The following is a 22,926-nucleotide window of genomic DNA, read 5'->3' on the forward strand; positions in this document are numbered from 1 at the left end:
GCGTTGGCTCGATGTTTTTTCAGAGGTTCCTTGAGGAGTGCCAATGCCGGCTGCATCTCAATTTCTGGGCTTCGGCCTGGGTTTGCGTACCAACTACTATCAGGAAATTCTTGAACAGCGCCCTGCGGTCGACTGGTTTGAGATCATTTCCGAAAACTACATGGTCGAGGGCGGTAAGCCACTCTATTACCTCGATGCCATCGGCGAGCACTATCCGCTGGTGATGCATGGCGTTTCGCTGTCTATCGGCGGCCCGCATGATCTCGACAACGATTACCTGAAACGCCTGAAAGCGCTTGCCGAGCGGGTCAAACCGCAATGGATCAGCGATCACTTGTGCTGGAGTCGTGGCAGCGCCCATCACCTGCACGACCTGCTCCCGCTGCCCTTCACCGAAGAAAGCCTGAGCCATGTGGCGAGTCGCGTGCGCCAAGTCCAGGATGTTATCGAGCGGCCGCTGGTGCTGGAAAACGCCTCGACTTATATCCGCAGTGCGGGCGACAAATTCACCGAGTGGGAATTTCTCTCAGCGCTGAGTGCCGAGAGCGGCTGTGAGTTGCTGCTGGACGTCAATAACGTCTATGTCAGTGCGCGCAACCATGGCTTTGATCCTTGGGAATTCATCAGCAGTTTACCGGCCGACAAGATCCGCCAGATGCACTTGGCCGGGCACACCGATTACGGCACATACTTGATTGATACTCACGATCACCCTGTGTGTGATCCGGTGTGGGAGCTTTATGAGCGCACGGCCCGTCACTTTGGCCCCGTTGCAACGATGATCGAACGCGACGATCACTTTCCGCCGTTTGCGGAGTTGATGGACGAGCTGGAAAAAGCCCGCAGCATTGCCGCCCGCGCCTTTGCCAAGGAGCCTGCATGCGTCTGATCGAATGGCAGAATGAAATCGAGAACTACCTGCTCAACGCCGACTCGGTGCCCAATGCCGCGCTGCGCGACACGCTGATTGGCGGCCCGACACTGGATGTCGATCTGGGGCTGGCGATTTATCACAACGCCTATCGCGCGCGCTTGCAGGAAGTGCTGCGCGGTGATTTTGAGGCTGTGCATCAATGGTTGGGTGACGAAGAGTTTGCGGCCCTGGCTCAGGCGTATATCGATGCCCATCCGCCCAAGCACTTCAGCTTGCGTTGGCTTGGCGCTGACTTTGCCGACTTTATCGATGCACACCTGATACCTGAACAAGCGCAACCCTTGAGTGAGCTGGCGCGGCTTGAGTGGGCATTCACTCTGGCGTTCGATGCGCCGGATGCGCAGGCCTTGCTGTTCGAGCAGGTCGCGGCATTGCCGGCAGAAGACTGGCCGAACTTGCAGGTGCGCTTGTTGCCCAGTGTGCAATGGCAAGCATTTACTTTTAACACGCTGGACATCTGGCGAGCGCTGAAGAATCAGGGTGAATTTCCAGGCAGTGTAAAACTTGAGCAGCCCAGTGTATGTCTGGTTTGGCGGCAAGAACTGGTCACCCGCTATCGCAGTTTAGGCGAGGCCGAGACTGGAGCGTTGCAGGGCATGGCTGTGCAAGGCATGAACTTCTCGGGCTTATGTGCAGCGTTGACTGAACTGGGTGATAACGCGCCGGTTCAAGCCGTCACTTGGCTGCGCCAGTGGCTCAGCGACGGCATTTTGCAGGCGCATTAAGTTTGGCTATCGCGCTCATTAGCTGAATATTTTCGTGAGTGGGCTATCCTTTTTTTCAGGTGTTGTTGACTGAGAATTGGAGGCCCTAATGCTCGCGCATCTTCCGCAATCATTCGATAATCTCAACCTGCCGCTACGCCTGCGCTTGTGGGACGGCAAACAGTACGATCTTGGCCCCAGCCCCCGTGTGACGCTGGTGGTGAAAGACCCGACGCTGATTGCCCAGCTCTCACATCCGGGTCTCGATACGTTAGGCGGTGCCTATGTTGAGGGGCGCATCGACCTCGAAGGCTCAATGCGCGATGTAATCGAGGTGGGAGACGCCCTGAGTCAGGCGGTTTTGGGCGATGACGTGTCAGCCGAGCCTGAGCATCAAGCTCATGACAAGGAAGTGGACGCGGCGGCCATCAGTTATCACTACGACCTCTCCAACGACTTCTATGCCCTTTGGCTCGACCCGGACATGGTCTATTCCTGCGCCTATTTTCCTCAGGGTGATGAGACGCTGGCGCAGGCTCAACAAGCCAAGCTTCGCCATATCTGCCGCAAATTGCGCCTGCAACCAGGCGATAAATTACTGGATGTAGGCTGCGGCTGGGGCGGGCTTTCGCGGTTTGCGGCGCGTGAATTCGGCGCGCAGGTGCTTGGCATCACGTTGAGCAAAGAGCAGCTGCAACTGGCGCGGCAACGGGTTAAAGACGACGGACTTGAAGGGCAGGTAAACCTCGAGTTCATGGATTACCGCGACCTGCCGCAGCAGGGCCAGTTCGACAAGATTGTCAGCGTCGGCATGTTCGAGCACGTCGGTTTGGCCAATCTGCCGCTGTATTGCAGTTGCCTATACGGCGCATTAAAGCCGGGCGGGCTGATGCTCAACCACGGTATTACCTCCAAATACACCGACGGCCGCCCGGTTGGCCGGGGCGCTGGCGACTTTATTGGCCAGTATGTTTTTCCGCACGGTGAATTGCCGCATGTCGCAACCATGACCAGCCTGCTCAGCGAAACCGGATTGGAAGTGGTCGATATCGAGAGTCTGCGCCTGCATTACGCCCGCACGCTGGCCATGTGGAGCGAGCGTCTCGAGCGCCAACTCGACCGCGCCAGCAAGCTGGTGCCGGATCAGGCGCTGCGAATCTGGCGGCTTTATCTGGCAGGCTGCTCGTATGGCTTTGCGCATAACTGGGTCAACATTCATCAGATTCTTGTTACCCGACCGTATCCCGATGGCGGGCATGATTTGCCTTGGAGCCGGGCCGATATTTACCGCTGACCGCAAGGCCCGCGAATGACCTGACCGTGTGAGGGCAGGCGATCACCCTGCACAATTCAGCGCATTGCCTTACCATGCCTGAATTGCCGAGTGATGAGTTGCACATGCCTGCCTTGTTTGTCCGTTATCGGGTGTTCTGGATTGTTCTGCTGATCGTCATCGGCTTGCTGTTGAGCATGCTGGTGGCCGGACGTTATGCGCAGAATCAGGCCTGGAAGGACCGCAGCGTTGAAGCGCGGGATCAACTGCAGTTGTATGCCCAATCGGTACACGCGCTGGTTGAACGGTTCCGTTCGGTGCCAGAGGTGTTGGCGCTCGACAGCGACATTAAAACCCTGCTGCGTGCGCCCAAAGATCGCCTGCTCCGCGAAAAACTCAATCAGCGTCTCGAACGGCTCAACTTGGCCGCCGGTTCCAACGTCTTGTATCTGCTGGATATGCGCGGGCAAGCGCTGGTGGCGAGTAACTGGCGGGACTGGAGCAGTTTTGTCGGCAACAATTACGCCTTCAGGCCGTATTTTCAGGATGCGCTAAAGCAGTCTGCCGGGCGTTTTTTTGCCGTTGGCGTGACCACCGGAATTCCCGGTTATTTCCTTTCGCATGCGGTGCACGATGACGATGGCAGCGTAATCGGCGTGCTGGTGGTCAAGCTTGAGTTCGAGCAATTGCAGCGTGAGTGGGCAGGGCAGAGCGGCGTGTTGTTGGTGGCTGACGGCTATTCAGTGGTGATTCTGAGTAACCGCCCGGCCTGGCGTTTCCGTTCGCTGCAGCCGCTGAGTGACAGCGTTCGCAACGAGTTGGTGGAGGTGCGCAAATATGCCGAACAGGCACTCAAACCCTTACCCAGCACCTTGCGCCAGCAGATTGATAACGACGCGCAGCGGCGCACAGTGGATGGCCCGGATGGTCAGCGTGACTACCTGTGGCAGAGCCTGTTGATGCCCGAAGAAGGCTGGACGCTGCACTATCTGGTCGAGCCTTCGAGTTTTGACGAGAGCATTCGCAGCTATCGGCTGGCCGCCGCCGGCGTTTGGATGACCCTGGTATTTTTGCTGCTGTATCTGGTTCAGCGGCGCAAGAATCAGCGTTTGCAGATCGGTATTCGCGAACGCCTGGAGCGCGAAGTGGAGCTGCGCACCGCCGAGCTGCATGAAGCGCAGGAAGGCCTGGTACATGCCGCCAAAATGGCCGCGCTGGGGCAGATGTCGGCGGCAATGGCCCACGAAATCAACCAGCCTCTCACAGCCATGCAGATGCAATTGGGCAGCTTGCGCCTGTTGCTCGATAGCGGTCGCCAGGCAGATGTACATGAAGGGCTGCAACGTATTGATGGGCTGTTGCAGCGCATGGCCGGGCTTACCGGACACCTGAAAACTTTTGCGCGCAAGAGCCCGTCCGGGCTTAAAGAGCGCCTGCGCCTGGATGATGTGCTGGAGCAGGCCCTGCAATTACTCGCCCCACGCATGCGCAGTGAAAATGTGCAGCTCAGACGCGAGACAGACGACAACGTAATGGTCATGGGCGATGCCATCCGCCTTGAACAGGTGTTACTCAATTTGCTGCATAACGCCCTCGATGCGCTTACGGATCAGGCGCATCCGCAGCTGTGGATAACTATTGCGCAGGAGGGCGAACACGCTGTTTTGCGGGTTGAGGACAACGCCGGCGGGATTAGCAGCGATCAACTCGCGCAGGTTTTCGAGCCCTTTTTCACCACCAAGCCAGTGGGCCAGGGGCTGGGTCTCGGTCTGGCGGTTTCGTACGGAATCGTGCGTGAAATGGGCGGTACACTGGAGGCGGCAAACAGCGCGGCGGGTGCTGTGTTCACCCTCAAACTGGCAGCCGTCTCCTGAGTTGACTGTGACTGATTGCGCCGTGCAGATGATTTTCGCACTAGAGAATTTTGCGGTTGGCGATACACTGCGGCCGGTCAGTCAGGAGGTGATATGAGCGGTCAGGTTTTGGTAGTCGATGATGAAGCGGCAATCCGTGATGCGGTTCAGCAGTGGCTGGAGCTGTCCGGCTTCGAGGTCACTGCCTGCGCCAGCGCGGCCCAAGCTCTGAATCTGGTCGATCGCGAATTTAGCGGCGTGGTTATCACCGATGTACGCATGCCCGGCACTGATGGTTTGCAGTTGCTGGATAAACTGCTCGCCCAGGATGCTGACCAGCCGGTGATCATGGTCACTGGCCATGGTGATGTGCCGATGGCGGTTGAGGCCATGCGCAACGGCGCTTACGACTTCATCGAAAAGCCCTTCACCCCGGAACGCCTGCTCGACAGCGTGCGCCGGGCTGTGGATAAACGTCGGCTGGTGTGTGAAAACCGCGAATTGCGCCAGCAGTCGGCGTTCAAAAACCGCATAGAAAGCCAGTTGCTGGGCGTTTCCAAACCGATGGTCAACTTGCGTCGGCAGATCCTCGAGCTGGCCGGAACCTCGGTCAATATCCTCATTCGCGGCGACACCGGTAGCGGCAAGGAGCGTGTTGCGCGCTGCCTGCATGACTTCAGTCCACGCGCCGACAAGCCGTTTGTTGCGCTCAACTGTGCGGCGATTCCAGAGCACTTGTTCGAGAGCGAATTATTCGGCCACGAGAGTGGCGCTTTCACGGGCGCACAAGGTAAGCGCATTGGCCGCATTGAGCATGCTCACGGCGGAACCCTGTTTCTCGACGAGATCGAAAGCCTGCCGCTGGCCCAGCAGGTCAAGCTGTTACGCGTTTTGCAGGAGAAAAGCCTTGAGCGCTTGGGCTCCAACCGCAGCATTCAGGTGGATCTGCGGGTCATCAGTGCGGTCAAACCCGACTTGCTTGACGAGGTTAAAGCCGGACGTTTCCGTGAAGACTTGTACTATCGCCTGAATGTGGCTGACTTGCAGTTGCCGCCGCTGCGCGAGCGGCGGGAAGATATTCCGCTGCTGTTCGAGCACTTCGTTCAGGCGGCGGCCGTGCGCCATGAACGCGCGGCACCGGCGCTGGCGTCCAGCGAACTGGCGCGGTTGCTGGGGCATGACTGGCCCGGCAATGTGCGCGAGTTGATCAACGCGGCAGAGCGTCATGCGCTGGGTTTGAGTGCGCCGGCCGAGCACGTCGAGAGCAGCTCGCTGGCTGAGCAGATGGAAGCATTCGAGGCGCAGTGCCTGCACAACGCGTTGCTCAGTTGTCAGGGCAACATCAATCAGGTGATGGAAATGCTGCGTCTGCCGCGGCGCACCCTGAATGAGAAGATGCAACGCCATGGGCTGCAGCGCAGCACCTATCGCCCGGCTGGCAGCGTGGATGACGAATAGGCGGATTTTTGCCTATGGGATTTTTCGTATAAGCGGTTTTCCGCCTGATATGGCTGGTTTTTCAATCGAGATGGCTCTAGCACGGGTGTTTGGCCGCTTGGCACGGCATCTGCTATAGCTTTAGTCAGGCCGGTGCATCTGCGGCCACGAACAATAACGATCACAGGCCTGTATTCAATGCACAGGTAGTCGCCTGTCCGGTGACGTGCTGACTGATCGTCTACATTGAAAACTCTGCATAAAGCCATAACAACGACGGAGCTTCTTCCATGCGAATGACCAAACGTTTAAGCCTATTTGCTGCTGCCGCAACGCTGACTGCCAGCACTGCCGTACTCGCGGCGCCGACATTCATCAATATCCTCACGGGCGGCACCAGCGGTGTTTATTACCCGATTGGCGTTGCGCTGTCGCAGCTCTACAGCAATGGCATCGAAGGTTCGAAAACCTCCGTACAGGCCACCAAGGCATCGGTTGAAAACCTCAACCTGCTGCAAGCCGGTCGCGGCGAGCTGGCGCTGGCTTTGGGTGACTCGGTTGCGGATGCCTGGGCAGGCGTGGAAGACGCAGGCTTCAAGGCTCCGCTGAAAAAGCTGCGTGCAATCGCCGGTACTTACCCGAACTACATTCAGATTGTTGCCAGCAAAGAGTCCGGCATCACCACGCTGGCTGACCTCAAAGGCAAGAGCATTTCGGTGGGCGCACCCAAGTCCGGTACCGAACTCAACGCCCGTGCAATCTTCAAGGCCGCTGGCCTGAGCTATGAAGACATGGGTAAGGTCGAATTCCTGCCTTATGCCGAGTCGGTTGAGCTGATCAAGAACCGTCAGTTGGATGCCACCCTGCAATCTTCGGGTTTGGGCATGGCGGCGATTCGTGACCTGTCTGCAACTCTGCCAATCAACTTCGTTTCGGTGCCAGCCGACGTTGTCAGCAAAATCGGTAACGACGCCTATCAGGCTGCTGTGATCCCGGCCGGTACTTACGACAACCAGACAGCTGATGTGCCGACTGTGGCCATCACCAACATTCTGGTCAGCCACGAAGGCGTGTCGGAAGAAACGGCGTATCAGATGACCAAGCTGATGTTTGAAAACCTAGACCGTCTGGGCAACGCCCACGCTGCGGCCAAGGACATCAAGCTGGAAACTGCTGCCAAGAACCTGCCGATCCCACTGCATCCAGGTGCTGAGCGCTACTACAAAGAAGTTGGCGCGCTGTAAGCATCGTTTGCCCAAAGTGACCGGGTGGCTGCTGCCGCCCGGTCCAAAGCAGCCTTGGCGTGGCACCCCGCACCTGGGCTAATCGCAACAACCGATGCAGCCGAACATGCTTAACGTGTGATTGGTATCGGCTGCAGGCGTTTTGCAGAGGGAGCCTAATAAAGCCAGTGCCGCCATGGCAGTCGGTTTTGTTAGCACCTCTATCGCAGTAGCAATATTGAGAGTGTTTGCGCCATGAGCGAGCAAAATCAGGGCCTGTCCGCCAACCCCGGCGAGTGGCCAAAAGCGCTGTTTATCGTAGCGCTGCTGTTCTCTGTTTTTCAGATCATCACTGCCGCGTTTCATCCGGTTTCAAGCCAGGTGTTGCGCGCCGTTCACGTTGGCTTCTTGTTGCTGACGGTGTTTATCAGCTTCTCCGCCACTGGCAAGGGTCGCCCTTGGCAACCGCTGGCCTGGCTGCTGGGTTTGGCCGGTATGGCGACGGCGGCGTATCAATGGATTTTCGAAGCCGACCTGATTCAGCGCTCCGGCGACCTCACCAGCATGGATATGTTTGTCGGCCTGGTGCTGGTGTTCCTGGTGTTCGAAGCCGCGCGCCGGGTCATGGGCATCGCCTTGCCGATTATTTGCGCGCTGTTTCTGGCTTATGGCCTGCTTGGGCAATACCTGCCGGGTGATTTGCAGCATCGTGGCTATGAGATCGACCAGTTGGTCAATCAGTTGGCCTACGGTACTGAAGGCCTGTACGGCACGCCGACCTATGTATCTGCGACCTATATCTTTCTGTTCATCCTGTTCGGCGCGTTCCTCGAACAAGCCGGCATGATCAAGCTGTTCACTGATTTTGCCTTGGGCTTTTTCGGCCACAAGCTCGGCGGCCCGGCCAAGGTGTCGGTGGTGTCGTCTGCGTTGATGGGCACGATCACCGGTTCCGGCGTTGCCAACGTGGTAACCACCGGCCAGTTCACCATTCCGCTGATGAAACGCTTCGGTTATCGCCCGGCCTTTGCCGGTGGCGTCGAGGCCACCTCCAGTATGGGCAGCCAGATCATGCCGCCGGTGATGGGTGCGGTCGCGTTCATCATGGCTGAAACCATTAACGTGCCGTTCTACGAAGTCGCCAAGGCGGCATTGCTGCCGGCCATTCTGTACTTCGGCTCGGTATTCTGGATGGTGCATCTGGAAGCCAAGCGGGCCAACCTGCTGGGCCTGCCGAAAGATCAGTGCCCGGATCCGTGGGCCGCGGTAAAAGCCCGCTGGTATCTGCTGATCCCGCTGTTCATTCTGGTTTACCTGCTGTTCTCGGGCCGCACGCCGTTGTTTAGCGGTATGGTCGGTTTGTCGCTGACAGCGATTGTGATTCTTGGCTCGGCGATCATCATGCGCGTCTCGTCACTGGGCCTGCGGATTGCCTTCTGGATTGCCCTGGGTCTGCTCTGCGCCGGCTTCTTCTCGATGGGCATCGGTGTGGTGTTTGGCGTCGTGGCGTTGCTGGTGGCCATCTGCTGGTTCATCAAGGGCGGCCGTGAAACGCTTACCGTCTGCCTGCATGCGCTGGTTGAAGGGGCTCGTCACGCAGTGCCGGTGGGTATTGCCTGCGCACTGGTCGGGGTGATTATCGGTGTGGTTTCCCTCACGGGCGTGGCGTCGACCTTTGCCGGTTACATTCTGGCCATCGGTCAGGACAACCTGTTCCTGTCGCTGGTGCTGACCATGCTTACCTGCCTGGTTCTGGGCATGGGTATTCCGACCATTCCCAACTACATCATCACCAGCTCGATTGCCGCCCCCGCGCTGCTGGATCTGGGCGTGCCGTTGGTGGTGTCGCACATGTTCGTGTTCTATTTCGGCATCATGGCTGACCTTACGCCGCCGGTAGCGCTGGCTTGTTTTGCGGCGGCGCCGATTGCCAAAGAGACTGGTCTGAAGATCAGCCTGTGGGCGATTCGTATCGCGATTGCCGGCTTCATTGTGCCGTTCATGGCGGTTTACGACCCGGCGCTGATGATGCAGAGCGATAGCTGGCTGGCGATTATCTATGCGTTGTTCAAGGCCGGCGTGGCGATTGGTTTGTGGGGCGTGGTGTTTACCGGCTACCTGCAATCCAAGCTGCCGTGGTGGGAGCGCGTGCTGGGCTTCGCTGCAGGGGCCAGCCTGATTCTGGCAACCCCGGCGAGTGACGAGATCGGCTTTGTGCTGGCGGCATTGTTCTTCTTTGCGCACTTCTGGCGTTCGCGCCGCAGTCAGGCGGCTACTGCATGATTGGTTTGTGCATGGGGCTTGCGGGCGCGGTCTGGGCGCAGTTGCCAGTCAGCGAATTTACCCTGGCCTGGAAGCACACAATTGAGCACATCCGCTGGGAAGAGGATTACCGCGTGACCGCCGAGGGCTTGCAACTCGGCGAGGCGCGGGTACGAGGTTCTGGTGCTGGCATGGAAATCCCTGCCGATGCCGAACTGCGTGAGGGCAGCTGGCATTACCATCGCCAGCTTCCACCCTTGCAACCCCTGCGCTTGGGACGAACTCCCGAGGCCGGGGATTACCAACTGTGTTTTAACCAACGTTGCCAGGCGGCAAGTAAATGGCTAGGCCCGCCAAAAGCGAGCCAGCCGGCGTTGGAACTCTGGAGTTGTGAGCTCGACTCCCCTGCAGCGAACGGTGCAGGCAAGGGCTGACATGTCGGCCTGCTCCCGGCGCCACAAGCACCGGTATACTGTTGAATCGAACCCCCATGCGGCTGACGCCTGTGGGGGTTTTGTTCGTCTGCGACGGGACGTTTTCAGGGCGCTTAACAGGCCCGCTCATTAAGGGATTTGATCGTGAGTGATTTGAGTTACACCACTTATTACCTGCAAATGCTCAGCCCGCAGCAACTGCGCAGCAAACCGCTGCCGACAGCGCTGAGCATCGTCGAGTGTGAGTTCAAGCAGTATCAACTCAACCGGTTTCTTTATCAGCTGGTGGGTGAGCCGTGGCAGTGGACGGACAAGCTGGTGTGGACGCCCGAGCAGTGGCAGGCGTTGGTCAATGCCGATAATCACCGCACCTGGGTGGCGTATTGCCGGGGCGCGATTGCCGGTTATTACGAGCTGCAAATGACTTGGGACGGCGACGTTGAGATTCTCTACTTTGGTTTGGCCGAGGCGTTTTTCGGTCAGGGCTTCGGCGGCCCGATGCTCAGCCATGCCTTGCAGTCCGCGTGGAACTGGCCCGGCGTGAAACGCGTCTGGGTGCATACCTGCACGCTCGATCACCCGAGTGCGCTGAGCAACTATCAGGCGCGCGGGCTTGAGATCTATAAACAAGAGCTGACGACCGAAGCCGCGCAGTGATGTGCTCTGGCTGAAGGCGCGATAGACTGGCTGGGTTATTAACCATTGATCCACCGGAGCATGTTATGTCTACACGGAGTCGCAAAACACTGATTCTCGGGCTGGTCTGTCTACTTCCTACACTGGCGAGCGCTGCGCCGATCCTGCCTGGTCTGTGGGAAGTCAGCACAGACAAGATGGAGGTAGATGGTAAAGCGATGCCGGGCATGGAAGAGATGTTCAAGAAGGTTAAGCAAATGCCGGATGAGCAGCGCAAGGTGATGGAAGACATGATGAAGCGCCAGGGCATCCGACTTGGCGAGAAGGGCATTCAGGTGTGCATGAGCGAGGAGCAGGTGAACGCCAATCATCTGCCGCTGCTGGACACCAATTCGGGCTGCTCGCAAAACATCACCGAGCGCACCGACAAAGTCTGGAAGTTCGAATACCTGTGCCCGAATACCCGCGGTGAAGGCGAAACTCACTTTGCCAGCAAGAAGGCCTTTACCACCAAAGTGAAGACCCACTTCCAAACCGAGAACGGCGAGAAAGACGGCTCCATCGAATCGAGCGCCCGTTGGGTCGGTGCCGATTGCGACACCCTGGCGCCTCGCTAAAACCGGGTCAGTAAAGGTCGCGTCGATAGCGCCCGCTCAGGCTTAGCTGGCTCAGCCGTTCAGGCCCCAGCAACTCGCGCAGGCAGCTGTCGACGCCGCGACCAAGCTTTTCCAGGCTGCCGCAAACATAGATTGCCGCGCCCTGATTTAGCCAGTATTCCAGCGTTTCTGCGTTCTCGCGCAGGGCGTCCTGCACATAACGCAGCCGCTCTCCGTCGCGTGAAAATACCCGGTCCAGCCGCTCAAGGTGGCCGCTGCGCTGCCAGCCCGTAAGTGTCTCATCGAACAGCGCGTCATGCGCTTGCTCGCGCTCACCCATGATCAGCCAGTTGCGTGACCGCGCCCCTGCAGCGCGTTCGTGCAGGTGCGCGAGCAATCCTGCCAAGCCACTGCCGCTGCCGAGCAGAATCATCGGTACTTCCGGCGCCGGGCCGTGAAATCCGGGATTGCGGCGGATGCGCAGATCAATCCATTCACCCAGATCTGCGTGACGACACAGCCAGCCGGAGCCGAGCCCGAGGCGCCCGTCGGCCTGATGTTGTTCGCGCACCAGCAAGTCGATGTGGCCCTGCGCATGGCTGGAGGCGATTGAGTATTCACGGTGAGCCAGCGGTTTCAGGTTGTCGATCAGATCTTCGACGCCGCCTTCAAGCAGATGCTGGCCGGGCACTGGCAAGTGATGTCGACTGAGCACCTCAGCCAGGCTCTGACCGTCATCCAAGGGCGTATCTGCGGCCATGCCCAAGCCTTGCAGGTATTCAGCTACATGCTCGGCTGAATGCCGTGGGCCGATCTCGACAATATCTCCGGCCTGCCACTCGGCGGAGTCGGCACTTTGCAGGCTCAGGTGATGAATCGGCGCGGCGCTGCTTCCGGGGTTCAGGCACGTGCGCCGGACCAATTGCCAAGGCCGATAATGCGCCGGCTGCCAGTCGACAAAGTCACTGTTGGCGCTCAGGTGCGCCAGTTGCTGCTGCCAGTGGCGCAAGGTGCCGGGGTCGAGATTATCCACTTTGAGCAAGTCGAATAACGGCTCGGCGCCGCGTGCATGTAAGCGCTGTTGCAAACGTTCACCCAGCGCACAGAACTGCGCGTACTGGCTGTCACCCAACGCCAGAATTGCGAACTGCAGGTTGGCCAGTGACGAGGTTTTTGCAAACAGCTCGTGCTCGAAACGCACGGCATTATCCGGCGCTTCGCCCTCACCGTAGGTACTCACGACCAGCAACAGGCGCTGCGCAGCAGACAATTGCTCAAGGTTGATCTGGTTAAGGGGCAAACACTGCGCCGCCACCTTGCTTTCAATCAACTGCGCACAACTGCGCTCGGCAATCTGTTGCGCCTGACCGCTCTGGCTCGCATAGGCAACCAACAACGTGTCGGCATTGCTTGCTTCGGGGCGAGCGCGGCGGTGTTGCCATGCGCATTGCGCACACAGCGCCACATACACCAGACAAATGAGCAGCGCAGATATTTCGCGCGGCGGCTGCAGCCACAGTAAAGCTGCCGCGAGCAGCAGACTGACAGGTACAGGCCAGCGACGAAGGATGGAATGAGCGATCAAGGCGGGCCGCTTAAACTGGAGGATGAAAAAGAAGGCGCCGCTGTCGTCTTGGCCGACAGCGGCGAGGCAGGCTTAAGGCGCCAGCACTTCCAGCGTGGCGCTGTAGGACGCGCGGCGCTCAGTGGCGGGTGCTTTAACCCCGTCTTTGCTGCTCAGCTCAGCTTCGAGCCAGTACATGCCCGCTTCGGGCCAGGTGATGCTGATTTTGCCGTCGGCATCGCTGGTGGTTTTGATTTCACCCAGATGATCACGGTAGCGGTTGCCACCTGGAATCACACTCACCGCAACGTCTTTGGCAGGCTTGCCATCGAGCAGCAAAGTGAACTCGGCCGCTTCACCAGCAAACAGGTCATTGGGGTGAGTGATCGGCGCCAGTTCCAAGCCGACACCGGTGGTTTTCAGCACGGTTTCAGTTGGGTTGCCCGAGGTCACGAACACTTCCATGCGGTTGCTGTTCTGCGCCACTTTGAGGTCTTTGGCGTCGCTCGGAACCAGCTTGGCGAAGTCTGCTTCCTTACCCATCCAGCGGCGCTTTTCACCGTTCTCGGTGTAGCTGGCAAACAGGCCACTGTTGGCGATGGCCAGCTTGTAAGTCCCTTTCTGGGTGAGGTGAACATCGAAGGTGCTGCGGTAGCGGCCGATGTTGCCGTTTTCAGCTTTGATGCTGCTGCCGTCCGGCGCCAGCAGTTGCAGTTCAGCAGCCGGGCGTGGGCGCATGCCTGGTGGGCCACCGGCTTTACCAGCGTCGAGTTTGCCGATACCGGCAATGCGCAGCGGGAAGTGCTCGAAGTAGAACAGGTCATTGGAAACAGCGGCATCAACGGTGACCCACGGATCTTCGCCGGATAAAACCGTCGCTGAAGGCAGCATCCAGGCGCGGTGGGCTTGTGCGCTGAGTGGCAGGCAAACAGCAAGGGTCAGGGCAGTCCATTTGACGATGGGGTGCATGGCAAGCTTCCTTAGAATGGCGTATTTCAGGGATCGGCGGGTTTAGGGAGTCAGGGTCAGATTAATCTGACCCAACTCGGTTTTGCCTTTGCTGTTGCTCTCGGCGCGCTCCTGCGGCGGCCAGGTAAATGGCAGGCGCAGCAGTTCGCGGCCACCCACCTCGCGGGCAGCCTCCACAACAACGCGATACTCGCCCGCAGGCAAGTTATTGAAAGGCGCATCGGCGCTGTTGAAGGTCAGTGATTGCTTGCCGACAGCGCGGGTTGCACCGCTCACACCATCAATCGGCATTTCCAGGCTGCGACCGCTACGGCGCCACCATTGGCGCAGGTCTTTGAGCCATTTTTCGCCTTCTTTGTCCTTGAGTTTCTCGTCGTACCAGACCGCCAGATTGGCAACGTGCTTCTGGTTCGGCTGCTCCAGCCAAATGGCGACATAGGGGCGATGGTATTCGGCGACCTGCAAGCGCGGGATTTCTACATCCAGTTTTACTTCGGCGGCCATTACAGGGGCGCTGAGTAGCGCGCAGAAAGGCAGGAGCAAGCGTTTCGACATAGCAATGTCCTTATTAGTGGATAAACAGCAGCGCCAGTAACACGGGGATTACCAGGCCCAGACCCAGCATCGGCCAGGTTGTGGGTCGGTTACTGGCATAGCGCTTGAGTAACAGCAGGCCGCTGAGGCTGAACACCACGCACAGCCCAGCGAAAATATCGATAAACCAGGACCAGACAGCACCGGTGTTGCGACCTTTGTGCAGGTCGTTGAGGTAGGCAATCCAGCCGCGATCAGTGCGCTCGTACTCCAGCTCGCCGGTCTGGATATCCAGGCTCAGCCAGGCGTCACCACCGGGGCGGGGCAGGCCGATGTACAGCTCGCTGTCCGACCATTCTGCCGTGCGGCCATCCAACTGCACCGGCAACTCGGCTTGCAGCCACTGCCTGAGCGCCAGCGGTATTCCTGTGCTGGGCATATCAGCCAGTAATGTGGCTTGCAGCTCGGCTGGGAGCTCGGCGTGATGGCTGGTGATTGTCGGTTTGGCTTCTATCTGCGCGGCGTGATTGAGGGTGATGCCGGTGATGGCAAACAGCAGCATGCCGGCCAGGCACAGGGCAGAACTCAGCCAGTGCCATTGGCGCAGCGTACCGAGCCAGGGAAGAGCGCTCATAAAGTTCACATTACGAAGAGAATGAGAACGATTCTATAAAGTTTTTAATGCAAATGGGAAACCTTTACAAAATCTATACGTTGCCGGCCTTGCACTCATGTGTATCTGAAACCTGCGGTTTTAAAGGGTCAAAGGCATGAATCTGTGGTGGGGCGGAGCAAAACTTTCGGAGCGTATTTAAATGATAATACTTCGCAATTGTATTGACGAAGAACAGCCGAGCTGTAAACATATAATGATAACCATTATCAATAGTGCTGGGTGATCCAGGCTGTCTTGGGTGCCCTGAGGTGCTGCGGACGGCTGTAGAACATCCAGATTTCCTGGAAGGGGAGTTCTGTGTTGTCGTACAAGACCCGTTTGGCGCTGGCCATCGCTGCAACAATCAGCTGCACTCATGCATGGGCCGAAGATCAGGCAAGCGTCACGCTCGAAGCGCAGACCGTTGTGGGCAGCACCGCCGCCGAAGATCCTGATAGCTACAAGCCAGTCAGCAGCAGCGCGGCGACCAAGCTCGATCTGACGCCACGGCAAACGCCGCAGTCGATGTCGACCATCACCGGTGCGCAGCTACAGGACTTCCAGTTAGACAGCGTTAACGATGCCCTCAAATACACCACCGGGATTCAGGTGGAAGAAGTTGAAACCGACCGCACCTATTACACCGCGCGCGGTTTTGATATCACCAACTTCCAATACGACGGCATTGGTATTCCGTTTGTTTACGGCAACGTCGAAGGCGATCTCGACACCGCCATGTTCGAGCGGATTGAAGTGGTGCGCGGCGCCAACGGTTTGATGTCCGGCACCGGCAACCCGTCGGCCACCATCAACTTCATCCGCAAGCGCCCGACCTTTACCCCGCAAGCATCGATCGATCTCACCGCCGGTTCCTGGGACAAGCGGCGCATCGATGTCGACGCCTCGGGTGCGCTGACTGATTCGGGCAATATTCGTGGGCGAGTGGTCTACGCCAACGAAAACAAGAACTCCTATCTCGACCGTTACTCGCGTGAGAAGAACGTGTTTTACGGGATCATCGAGGCAGATCTTGATGAGCGCACGATGTTCAGCATCGGCCACACCCTGCAAAAGAGCGACGCCAACAGCCCGATGTGGGGCGCTTTGCCGCTCAATTTCAGTGATGGCTCGCCGACCAATTACGACGTATCGACCAGCACCGCAACCGACTGGGCTTACTGGGACAATCAGGAAAATCGCAGCTTCGCCGAGTTGGTTCACCGTTTCGACAACGGCTGGCAAGCCAAAGGCGTGCTCACCTATGTCGAGAAGACCAGCGATGGCTCGATGTTTTATGTCTACGGCGAACCTGATCGCGATACCGGGCTGGGTTTGTTCAGCTATCCGTCCGAGTACAACGAGAAGAACAAGCAGCTGATCGCAGACGTGTACGCCAACGGCCCGTTCATGCTTGGCGGTCGACAGCACGAGCTGGTGGTCGGCGCCAGTTGGTCGAAATCCGAGCTTGAGGATCTGTCGTGGTACGACTCCACTACCGGCACCGCATTGCCGCCACTGGAAAGCTGGAATGGCGACTATGCCAAGCCACTGAATGACGCCGGAAGTGCCGGCAGTGACTTCACCGACAAGATGAAAAGCGCCTATTCGGCGGCGCGTTTCAGCCTGGCAGACAGCTTGAGCCTGATTGTCGGCGCGCGTGCGATTGATCTCGACAGCGAAGGCGAGAACTACGGTGACAGCAAGGCCACGAGTGAGAACAAAATCGTCCCGTATACCGGCGTGGTGTACGACCTTAACGATGAGTATTCGCTGTACGCCAGTTACACCGAGATATTCACTCCGCAAACCAAAGAAACCTTTGCCGGTGACCGACTCGATCCAATCGAAGGGGTGAACTACGAAGCCGGTATTAAGGGTGAGTTGTTCGACGATACGGTGAATGTTTCGTTCGCCGTATTCCGCACCGAGCAGGACAATATTGCCGAAGTGGCCGGCATGAGCGGCGCGACCACCTATTACTCAGCCGCCGAAGGGATTACCAGCGAAGGTTATGAACTGGAGGTTTCCGGCGAACTGCTGCCTGGTTTACAGACCACCGCCGGCTACACCTTTGTTGATATCACCGATGCCGATGACCGCCATGCGGTGACCTACGCACCCAAACATATGGTGCGTGCATCCACGACGTATCGGGTGCCCGGCATCGACAAACTCAAGGTCGGTGGCAGCCTCAGCTGGCAGGACGAAATTTACAACGGCATTGCCGAGCAGGACAGCTACGCACTGGTCAACCTGATGGCCAGTTACGAGATCGACGAGCACTGGAACGTCTCGGCCAATCTCAACAACCTCACCGATGAAAAGTACCTGACCAGCCTGTACTGGACGCAGGCCTATTACGGTGCCCCACGTAACGCCAGCATGACGGTCAGCTGGAAATACTGAATACCGGCGCCCCGCAAGCGGCATTGCGGGGCGCGGCTTATGGGATAGTTTATGCGCGCAGCACTGGTTCGTTTACACCGCTGGTTTGGCTTATTCATCGCGGTGTTCCTGATTGTCTCCGGCCTGACCGGCGCGATCATTTCCTGGGATCACGAGATCGACGAGTGGCTTAACCCCACGTTGTTCAAGTCCACCACGGTGGGCACCCCGCAATCGCCGCTGGAGTTGGCCGATCAACTGGAGGCGCGCGACCCGCGTTTGCAGGTCGGCTTCATGCCGTTGTACACCGAGCCCGGCCATGCCTTTGGCATGAGCGTTAATCCGCGCGTCGACCCGGCCACCAACAAAGCCTATGAGCTGGGCTTCAACCAGCTCGCACTCGACCCGGTTACAGCGCAAGAGCAGGGCAAGCGCATGTGGGGCGCGGTGTCGTTGACCCGCGAAAACCTCATGCCGTTTCTCTACAAGCTGCATTACAGCATGCATATTCCCGATGGTTTTGGCATTGAGCTGGGCGTTCTGCTGTTCGGGATCGTGGCCATAGTCTGGACGCTGGATGCCTTTGTTGCGCTGTGGTTGTCGTTCCCCAGCTGGCGCGCGTGGCGCAAGTCGTTGGCGTTTCGTGTGCGTCAGGGCGGCTACAAGCTCAACTTCGATCTGCACCGTTCAGGCGGTGTGTGGATCTGGTTGCTGTTGCTGGTGCTGGCAGTTACGTCGGTGTCGATGAACCTCAATGTGCAGGTCACCCGGCCGCTGGTTGAGCTGTTCTCGCCGCTAACGCCGAGCCCGTTTGCCAGTCGCACGCCGGTGAGCCTCGATCAGCAGGTAACGCCTGCGATCAACCGGGCGCAGGTGGTTGCGCGGGCCAGCAGCGATGCTCCTGAGTTGGGGATCACCAACCCGGCGGGCGGGGTGTTCTATTCGCCGGAGTTTGATGTGTATGGCGTCGGCTTCTACACCGCCGAGAATGATCATGGCGATGGCGGGCTGGGCAATCCGTGGCTGTATTACGATGGCCAGACTGGCGAGCCGGTGGGCCACTCGATTCCGGGCACCGGCAGTGCCGGGGATATTTTCATGCAGGCACAGTTCCCGCTGCATTCAGGGCGGATTCTCGGCATGCCGGGGCGTATTCTGGTGTCGGTGATGGGCTTGGCGGTTGCCGGTTTATCCATCACTGGGCTGGTGATTTGGGCCAGAAAGCGCCGTTCGCGGGTGCTCGGCCGCGAACGCCGCAGTGTGCTGAAGCAGGCCGTCAGCTAGCGCGTTGGCCAACTGACTCTTGCCTGAGGCATTAGAGGATCGGCGAAACCAGACGCGCGACGCGCATGCCGAATTGCTGCAGGACGTTGACGCTTTTGCGGTCAGCGGTTTGCAGCTCACGGGCCAGTTTGAAGTCATCGTTGAGCATCTGCTCAACCTCCTGGGCGAAGGTGTTATCCACCGTCAGCAGGTTGATTTCGAAATTCAGCCGGAACGAGCGGTTATCGAAGTTGGCGCTGCCGATGATGGCGGCGCCAGAGTCGATAAGCATGGCCTTCTGGTGAATAAAGCCGGGCTGGTAGCAGAACACGCGAATGCCGCCTTTCATGGCCTGAAAGGCGTACAGGCGAGTCGCGGCCGAAACCACTTTGCTGTCGCCATGCGCGGGGATCATCACGCGCACATCGACACCGCGCAGCACCGCCAGGCGCAAGGCCGCGTCCAGTGCCTCATCCGGAATGAAGTAGGGCGTGGAGATCCAGATGCGTTCATTGGCGGCATGGATCGCTTCGACGAACAACAGCGAACCGGTTTCCTGCGGGTCTGCCGGCCCGCTGGGGATGACCTGACACAGCACTCCGCCCGCGTCGAAATGCTCTGGCAGTACCAGCTTGGGTAGTTCATGGGTGGCCCAGAACCAGTCCTGCGCGAACGACACCTGTAAGCTCGCCACCACCGGCCCGTGAATCTGCACATGGGTGTCGCGCCACGGCGAGAGCTTGGGGTCTTTACCCATGTACTCGTCGCCCACGTTGTGGCCGCCAACGAAACCGGTGATGCCATCGACCACGACGATTTTGCGGTGATTGCGGAAGTTCAGCTGGAAGCGGTCAAGGATGCCGCCGCCCGTTGGGAACTCACTGACGTTTACGCCGCCAGCGCGCAGGCTGTCGACATAGGCTGCGGGGAGGGCATGGCTGCCGATACCGTCGTACAGGAAGTAAACCTGCACGCCTGCTGCTGCGCGTTCAAGCATGGCTTGATGCATGCGTTTGCCGAGTTCGTCATCGTGAACAATGTAAAACTGAATCAGCGCCACCTTCTGCGCTTGGCTCAGGGCCGTGAAGATGGCGGCAAAGGTATCTTGTCCGTTAACTAGCAACTTGACCTGATTATTCGCCAGGCACGGCAAACGGCTGAGCTTGGGCAGTGCGCGCAGACGACGGTACAGCGGCGACTCACGAGCGGCTTCTGCTTCTGCCAGCCACGGCTTGGAGTCCAGCGAGGCCATGGCCTGACGCATCTCTTCGTCACACTTACGACGCGCTTTCACGTAAGCGTCGAAACGGCTGCGGCCAAATACGATGTAGGGCAACAGGGTCAGGTAGGGCATGAAGAATAATGACAAACCCCAGGCCAGCGCGCCTTGCGCGGTACGCACGGTGAGCACGGCATGAACGGCGGCAATCAGCCCGCACAGGTGAATGGAGATAAGCAGGTAGCTGAGAAAATGGGGCATGCCGAAATCCGCGAGCATTACTTAGTCCTTTATTGAGCGTTCAGAGCAGAGATAGTGCAGTGATTGGCTGGCGTTAGTCTAAAGTTTAATTGGCTGGGCTTGTGCAGAGTAGTAGTCCCCCAGACTGCACGATTGGCGCATGACTGTTAGTATGGTTGGTTGAGTCGATTGCGAGTCGGCTGAAAGTTGTGCGGATTTAAGCTGCACATGATTGTCAGCAAGACCAAGAAAAGGAGCTATTCATGGGCCAAGACCCTTCGCAAGACCCTGCTGCAAAGCCAGTTGATGACCGGCCAGACAGTATTCCCGCGCCTAGCGGCGAGTCCAATCTGATCGACACGGATTATGTTATCGGGCAGGACAACTACACCGGTAAGTTCCTGTTTTCCATGGACATCCACAGTAAGGTTTTCAGCATTTCGGCGTTGGTCGTGGTGTTGTTTGTCGTACTGACGATGGCCTTGCAAACAGAAGTAGAGCCGCTGTTTACATCCCTGCGGGACTGGCTGACCCACCACATGGCGTGGTTCTTCCTCAGCGCCGGAAATATCTTCGTGCTGTTGTGTATCGCTCTGGTCGTTTCGCCGCTGGGCCGGGTGCGGTTGGGCGGTAAAGAGGCCGTGCCGGATTACACCTATATCGGTTGGTTCTCCATGCTGTTCGCCGCCGGTATGGGTATCGGCCTGATGTTCTACGGCGTTGCCGAGCCGATGGGGCATTTCTCATCTGCCATGGGCGGCATTACCGTGGGCGCAGACGGCGTGCGTACCGACTGGGCGCCGTTGGGCGGTGCCGAGGGTGATCCCAAGGCCGCTGCCAGCCTGGCAATGGCTGCAACCATTTTCCACTGGGGCTTGCACCCGTGGGCGATCTACGCGGTTGTTGGTCTGGCGCTTGCGCTGTTTTCCTTCAACAAAGGCTTACCCCTGAGCATCCGCTCGATTTTCTACCCGCTGCTGGGTGAGCGTGTATGGGGCTGGCCTGGCCACATCGTCGATATCCTGGCGGTATTTGCCACCCTGTTTGGTCTGGCGACTTCTCTGGGTGTGGGTGCTGAACAAGCGCTGGGCGGATTGCATCACCTGTTTGGCTTCTCGGTGTCGAATACCAACAAGGTATTTTTGATTGTCGGTATCACCGGCATCGCCTTGCTGTCAGTGCTTGCGGGCCTCGACAAGGGTGTGAAAATCCTTTCCGAGATCAACATGGGACTGGCCTTCCTGCTGCTGGCGTTCATCATTGTCGTCGGGCCTACTCTGGCGATCTTCACCGGCTTCTTCAGCAACCTGGCAGCTTACGCCACCTACCTGCCTGAACTGGCTAACCCGTTCAACCGGGCAGATGCCAACTTCACGCAAGGCTGGACGGCCTTTTACTGGGCCTGGTGGATTAGCTGGTCGCCATTTGTCGGCATGTTTATCGCGCGCGTAAGCCGTGGCCGTACCGTTCGCGAATTCCTCGTCTCGGTATTGCTGGTGCCTTCAATAGTGTCGGTATTGTGGATGACTGCTTTCGGTGGCACCGCCATCGGCCAACTGGTCACTGACGGCTTTACCGGCGTGCAGGATGCTGCGTTGGAACTGAAGCTCTTCGCCATGTTGGCTGAGTTGCCGCTGGCGCAGATCACCTCGTTCATCGGTATCGTGCTGGTGGTGGTGTTTTTTGTCACCTCGTCCGACTCCGGCTCTCTGGTAATCGATACCATCACCGCTGGCGGCAAGGTCAATGCGCCGGTGCCACAGCGGGTGTTCTGGGTATTGATCGAAGGTATCGTGGCCATCGCCCTGCTGCTGGGTGGCGGGCTCGGCGCCTTGCAGGCAATGTCTGTTTCGACCGGCTTGCCGTTTACCGTGGTGCTGTTGGTGGGTTGTATTGCCATCGTCAAAGGCTTGATGTCCGAGCCGCGGTAAAACGCTCGCTGCTACAGCTAAAGGCGCGTCCGGTTTCGGACGCGCCTTTTTTATTGGGCGCTGTTCAAGTCTTTCGGTCTGTATTACAGCCAGAGATCGCCGAGTGGCGTGTCAGGCGAGAAATGCGTGGCGATCTGCGCTTGCAGCAGCTCGGCTGTTGCCATTGCATCGGTCAGCGCGTGATGCGCTTGATAATGCGGCAGGTTGTAACGCAGGCGGCTGTCGGCCAGGCGAATCGACAAAGGTTGGCGGCGCAGCAATTTGCTCCACAAGCTCTGCTTCAACTGGCTGCCATGTAGATGAGCCTCCAGTTGCATGGTGTCGATTACCGGAAAACTAAGGCCTTCATTGAGGTGTACATGCACCGCATGATTAAGAAACTCACGCTCGATGTTGCGGTAATGCACCACCACAATTTTGCCGGCCATAGCGTCGAGTAACTCCTCGAAGATATGGGTGAGGCGGGGGGCATTGTCGATGTCGGAGTGGGTAATGTGATGGAACGCCACCGACTCGCTGCTGAGTTCAGACATCGGCTTTACTACCCAGTATTTGCTCTGGCCGCAATGAATCCGATTCAGGTCGAAAGGCATCAGGCCCAGGCTGACAATAGAATGTGTGCCGACTTGCAAGCCGGTGGTTTCGACATCCAGCGCAATCATCGGCACGTCGCGTATTGGCGTGTCTGCTGCGGGTACACCGGCGGAATAAAACCCGCGCAGGTGCGAGTCCTTTGCCGTTTCAGCCAGCGCTGCAAGATGCGCCTGCCAGTTTGGCGCAACTGTTTGCGGCTCGCGCTCACGCGGCATGAACA

The 22,926-nt window shown here is 58.4% G+C and carries 19 protein-coding genes; 13 read left to right on the forward strand and 6 right to left on the reverse strand.

Translation table 11 applies throughout. From position 1 onward, the window contains the following. Positions 1–43: 43 nt before the first annotated feature. The 10 genes from FEZ62_RS07950 to FEZ62_RS07995 all read left to right on the forward strand — a co-directional run bounded on the left by FEZ62_RS07950 (position 44) and on the right by FEZ62_RS07995 (position 11,373). Positions 44–889, forward strand: a complete 846-nt coding sequence (locus FEZ62_RS07950) for a DUF692 domain-containing protein (protein WP_150547961.1) — start codon at positions 44–46, stop codon at positions 887–889. Next, entirely contained in the window at positions 880–1,659 is a 780-nt protein-coding gene (locus FEZ62_RS07955; protein WP_172927343.1) for a DNA-binding domain-containing protein, read from the forward strand. The genes FEZ62_RS07950 and FEZ62_RS07955 overlap by 10 nt, the downstream gene beginning before the upstream one ends. Before the next feature lie 88 nt (positions 1,660–1,747). Further along, positions 1,748–2,932 (forward strand): C17 cyclopropane fatty acid synthase CfaB, encoded by a 1,185-nt coding sequence (gene cfaB / locus FEZ62_RS07960; RefSeq protein WP_172927344.1) that lies wholly within the window; start codon positions 1,748–1,750, stop codon positions 2,930–2,932. Positions 2,933–3,036: 104 nt separating this feature from the next. Next, positions 3,037–4,785, forward strand: coding sequence for an ATP-binding protein (locus tag FEZ62_RS07965; RefSeq protein ID WP_172927345.1), 1,749 nt, complete (start codon positions 3,037–3,039; stop codon positions 4,783–4,785). A 93-nt stretch (positions 4,786–4,878) separates the two neighbouring features. After that, positions 4,879–6,222 carry a sigma-54 dependent transcriptional regulator gene (locus FEZ62_RS07970; RefSeq protein WP_172927346.1) on the forward strand — a complete coding sequence of 448 codons (1,344 nt, stop codon included), beginning with the start codon at positions 4,879–4,881 and terminating at the stop codon, positions 6,220–6,222. A 269-nt stretch (positions 6,223–6,491) separates the two neighbouring features. Further along, positions 6,492–7,445 (forward strand): TAXI family TRAP transporter solute-binding subunit, encoded by a 954-nt coding sequence (locus tag FEZ62_RS07975; RefSeq protein WP_069900009.1) that lies wholly within the window; start codon positions 6,492–6,494, stop codon positions 7,443–7,445. A gap of 234 nt (positions 7,446–7,679) precedes the next feature. Further along, entirely contained in the window at positions 7,680–9,707 is a 2,028-nt protein-coding gene (locus tag FEZ62_RS07980) for a TRAP transporter permease (RefSeq protein ID WP_069900008.1), read from the forward strand. Then, positions 9,704–10,120 (forward strand): DUF1850 domain-containing protein, encoded by a 417-nt coding sequence (locus FEZ62_RS07985; RefSeq protein WP_172927347.1) that lies wholly within the window; start codon positions 9,704–9,706, stop codon positions 10,118–10,120. The genes FEZ62_RS07980 and FEZ62_RS07985 overlap by 4 nt, the downstream gene beginning before the upstream one ends. 180 nt (positions 10,121–10,300) lie before the next feature. Next, positions 10,301–10,777, forward strand: coding sequence for a GNAT family N-acetyltransferase (locus FEZ62_RS07990; protein WP_172927582.1), 477 nt, complete (start codon positions 10,301–10,303; stop codon positions 10,775–10,777). Between the two features lie 65 nt (positions 10,778–10,842). Next, a complete protein-coding gene (locus tag FEZ62_RS07995) occupies positions 10,843–11,373 on the forward strand; it encodes a DUF3617 domain-containing protein (RefSeq protein WP_069900006.1) in 531 nt (176 codons plus the stop codon). Positions 11,374–11,380: 7 nt separating this feature from the next. On the opposite strand, the gene FEZ62_RS08000 is transcribed toward FEZ62_RS07995, so the two are convergent. The 4 genes from FEZ62_RS08000 to FEZ62_RS08015 form a co-directional block, all read right to left on the reverse strand. Beyond that, on the reverse strand, positions 11,381–12,937 hold the full coding sequence (locus FEZ62_RS08000; RefSeq protein ID WP_172927348.1) for a sulfite reductase subunit alpha: 1,557 nt from the start codon (positions 12,935–12,937) through the stop codon (positions 11,381–11,383). A gap of 72 nt (positions 12,938–13,009) precedes the next feature. After that, positions 13,010–13,885, reverse strand: coding sequence for a DUF4198 domain-containing protein (locus FEZ62_RS08005; protein WP_172927349.1), 876 nt, complete (start codon positions 13,883–13,885; stop codon positions 13,010–13,012). 42 nt (positions 13,886–13,927) lie between these two features. Continuing rightward, on the reverse strand, positions 13,928–14,440 hold the full coding sequence (locus tag FEZ62_RS08010; protein WP_090512459.1) for a DUF2271 domain-containing protein: 513 nt from the start codon (positions 14,438–14,440) through the stop codon (positions 13,928–13,930). Between the two features lie 13 nt (positions 14,441–14,453). Continuing rightward, entirely contained in the window at positions 14,454–15,053 is a 600-nt protein-coding gene (locus FEZ62_RS08015) for a PepSY-associated TM helix domain-containing protein (protein ID WP_090512457.1), read from the reverse strand. A gap of 339 nt (positions 15,054–15,392) precedes the next feature. Between FEZ62_RS08015 and FEZ62_RS08020 the strand changes: the two genes are divergently transcribed. Both FEZ62_RS08020 and FEZ62_RS08025 read left to right on the forward strand, forming a co-directional pair. Then, on the forward strand, positions 15,393–17,480 hold the full coding sequence (locus FEZ62_RS08020; RefSeq protein ID WP_150547950.1) for a TonB-dependent siderophore receptor: 2,088 nt from the start codon (positions 15,393–15,395) through the stop codon (positions 17,478–17,480). Positions 17,481–17,531: 51 nt separating this feature from the next. Continuing rightward, positions 17,532–18,743: a PepSY-associated TM helix domain-containing protein gene (locus tag FEZ62_RS08025; RefSeq protein ID WP_172927350.1), complete on the forward strand. Its 1,212-nt coding sequence runs from the start codon at positions 17,532–17,534 to the stop codon at positions 18,741–18,743. A gap of 31 nt (positions 18,744–18,774) precedes the next feature. Here the strand turns inward: FEZ62_RS08025 and cls are convergent, their stop codons facing one another. Continuing rightward, positions 18,775–20,220, reverse strand: a complete 1,446-nt coding sequence (gene cls, locus FEZ62_RS08030) for a cardiolipin synthase (RefSeq protein ID WP_172927351.1) — start codon at positions 20,218–20,220, stop codon at positions 18,775–18,777. Positions 20,221–20,444: 224 nt separating this feature from the next. Here cls and FEZ62_RS08035 point away from each other — a divergent pair, with 224 nt between their 5' ends. Continuing rightward, positions 20,445–22,112, forward strand: coding sequence for a BCCT family transporter (locus FEZ62_RS08035; RefSeq protein WP_172927352.1), 1,668 nt, complete (start codon positions 20,445–20,447; stop codon positions 22,110–22,112). Positions 22,113–22,195: 83 nt separating this feature from the next. Here the strand turns inward: FEZ62_RS08035 and FEZ62_RS08040 are convergent, their stop codons facing one another. After that, positions 22,196–22,921 carry a 3'-5' exonuclease gene (locus FEZ62_RS08040; protein WP_242454930.1) on the reverse strand — a complete coding sequence of 242 codons (726 nt, stop codon included), beginning with the start codon at positions 22,919–22,921 and terminating at the stop codon, positions 22,196–22,198. Between the last annotated feature and the right edge of the window lie 5 nt (positions 22,922–22,926).

It is taken from the genome of Pseudomonas sp. MS19 (assembly GCF_013277615.1).
Lineage (GTDB): Bacteria > Pseudomonadota > Gammaproteobacteria > Pseudomonadales > Pseudomonadaceae > Aquipseudomonas > Aquipseudomonas marincola.

What these genes read in the sequence shown, in the direction of transcription:
- FEZ62_RS07950 (WP_150547961.1), top strand. Translation starts at nt 44, where the DNA reads ATGCCGGCTGCATCTCAATTTCTGGGCTTCGGCCTGGGTTTGCGTACC.
- FEZ62_RS07955 (WP_172927343.1), top strand. Translation starts at nt 880, where the DNA reads ATGCGTCTGATCGAATGGCAGAATGAAATCGAGAACTACCTGCTCAAC.
- cfaB (WP_172927344.1), top strand. Translation starts at nt 1,748, where the DNA reads ATGCTCGCGCATCTTCCGCAATCATTCGATAATCTCAACCTGCCGCTA.
- FEZ62_RS07965 (WP_172927345.1), top strand. Translation starts at nt 3,037, where the DNA reads ATGCCTGCCTTGTTTGTCCGTTATCGGGTGTTCTGGATTGTTCTGCTG.
- FEZ62_RS07970 (WP_172927346.1), top strand. Translation starts at nt 4,879, where the DNA reads ATGAGCGGTCAGGTTTTGGTAGTCGATGATGAAGCGGCAATCCGTGAT.
- FEZ62_RS07975 (WP_069900009.1), top strand. Translation starts at nt 6,492, where the DNA reads ATGCGAATGACCAAACGTTTAAGCCTATTTGCTGCTGCCGCAACGCTG.
- FEZ62_RS07980 (WP_069900008.1), top strand. Translation starts at nt 7,680, where the DNA reads ATGAGCGAGCAAAATCAGGGCCTGTCCGCCAACCCCGGCGAGTGGCCA.
- FEZ62_RS07985 (WP_172927347.1), top strand. Translation starts at nt 9,704, where the DNA reads ATGATTGGTTTGTGCATGGGGCTTGCGGGCGCGGTCTGGGCGCAGTTG.
- FEZ62_RS07990 (WP_172927582.1), top strand. Translation starts at nt 10,301, where the DNA reads ATGCTCAGCCCGCAGCAACTGCGCAGCAAACCGCTGCCGACAGCGCTG.
- FEZ62_RS07995 (WP_069900006.1), top strand. Translation starts at nt 10,843, where the DNA reads ATGTCTACACGGAGTCGCAAAACACTGATTCTCGGGCTGGTCTGTCTA.
- FEZ62_RS08005 (WP_172927349.1), bottom strand. Translation starts at nt 13,885, where the DNA reads ATGCACCCCATCGTCAAATGGACTGCCCTGACCCTTGCTGTTTGCCTG.
- FEZ62_RS08010 (WP_090512459.1), bottom strand. Translation starts at nt 14,440, where the DNA reads ATGTCGAAACGCTTGCTCCTGCCTTTCTGCGCGCTACTCAGCGCCCCT.
- FEZ62_RS08015 (WP_090512457.1), bottom strand. Translation starts at nt 15,053, where the DNA reads ATGAGCGCTCTTCCCTGGCTCGGTACGCTGCGCCAATGGCACTGGCTG.
- FEZ62_RS08025 (WP_172927350.1), top strand. Translation starts at nt 17,532, where the DNA reads ATGCGCGCAGCACTGGTTCGTTTACACCGCTGGTTTGGCTTATTCATC.
- cls (WP_172927351.1), bottom strand. Translation starts at nt 20,220, where the DNA reads ATGCTCGCGGATTTCGGCATGCCCCATTTTCTCAGCTACCTGCTTATC.
- FEZ62_RS08035 (WP_172927352.1), top strand. Translation starts at nt 20,445, where the DNA reads ATGGGCCAAGACCCTTCGCAAGACCCTGCTGCAAAGCCAGTTGATGAC.
- FEZ62_RS08040 (WP_242454930.1), bottom strand. Translation starts at nt 22,921, where the DNA reads ATGCCGCGTGAGCGCGAGCCGCAAACAGTTGCGCCAAACTGGCAGGCG.